This window comes from Thalassospira sp. MCCC 1A03138 (assembly GCF_002115785.1).
Taxonomy (GTDB): Bacteria; Pseudomonadota; Alphaproteobacteria; order Rhodospirillales; family Thalassospiraceae; genus Thalassospira.
On the sequence record NZ_JFJY01000026.1, the window covers coordinates 1 to 1,082 of the forward strand.

The window sequence follows — 1,082 nt, forward strand, 5'->3', positions numbered from 1 at the left end:
CTGGATCAGCCCCTTTACCCGGCTTTCAAGACTGCCGGCCATGTCGAGGATATCCTGACGGCGTTTCTGTTCGGCATCTGCTTCCATCTGTTTCTGACGGTCCTGCAATTGCAGGTTTTCATGCGCCTGTTTGCGGAAGGCAACAACGGTGCGCGCCATATCACCCACTTCGTCGGCGCGATCCTGACCTTCGATGTCACCTTTGAGGTCACCATTGGCGATCTGGGTCATTCGACCCGATAGCTGGCCAAGGGCGGATGTTATGTTGCGGCCAATCGCCAAACCGGAAAGAACCAAAACCACGACGATAACGACACTGATTATGATTGCGGTCGTGGCTGCACTGCGAAAGGCGGTTTCAACATCATCTATGTAAATGCCGGTGCCAAAAATATCGCCCCATGGCAGAACCATGGCAAAAGAGAGCTTTTCAAACAGAACGTCTTTGGCTTCGCCGGGTTTGGGCCACATATAGGTAAAGAAGCCATCGGTGCGGGTTGCCTTGATCATATCCTGAATGATGAAGGCACCGGTCGGGTCCTGAATATTGTACATTTCCTTGCCGACCAGTGCGGGGTTGGCAGCATGCATCACGTTGCGACCGGTTTCGGTGTAGGAAAAGTAGTAGCCGATGTCACCGTCAAACCGGCCCGATGAGACGGATTTGTAGAAGGCGTCAATTGCCTGCTGCTGTTCGAGTTCGCCTGACTTGACGCGTGCCTGATAACCTTCGGCCATGCTATGGAGAAGTTCGGTCGTGGCACGGATTTTATCCTTCCGGTCTTCGAGAAGGGTGTCTTTCAGTGTCATGAGCTGAACACTGGACGCGATGATCAGGCCGATCAGGGCGATAAGTGAGAGAATAGCCAGCTTGTATCCGATTTTGATGTTTTGCAGCATGAACGCGCGCCTCAGATTTGCTGATATGAATGTTGGCAGCTCTGCCATAAGTATATAAAAATCTATCTAAAGTATAGTTGATCTGGGTCAATCTAATATCTTTACGAGATTGCGTAACCGACAAAAAAAGCCGCCCTGATCAGGGGCGGCTTGTTTTCATTTGGGTCGCAGAGTTTAGTAGA

The 1,082-nt window shown here is 51.0% G+C and carries 1 protein-coding gene; it reads right to left on the reverse strand.

The window, feature by feature from the left end; genetic code table 11:
- On the reverse strand, nucleotides 1-900 hold a 900-nt coding region (locus TH468_RS21080), incomplete at its 3' end, for a cache domain-containing protein (protein WP_139834784.1).
- Nucleotides 901-1,082 lie beyond the last annotated feature (182 nt).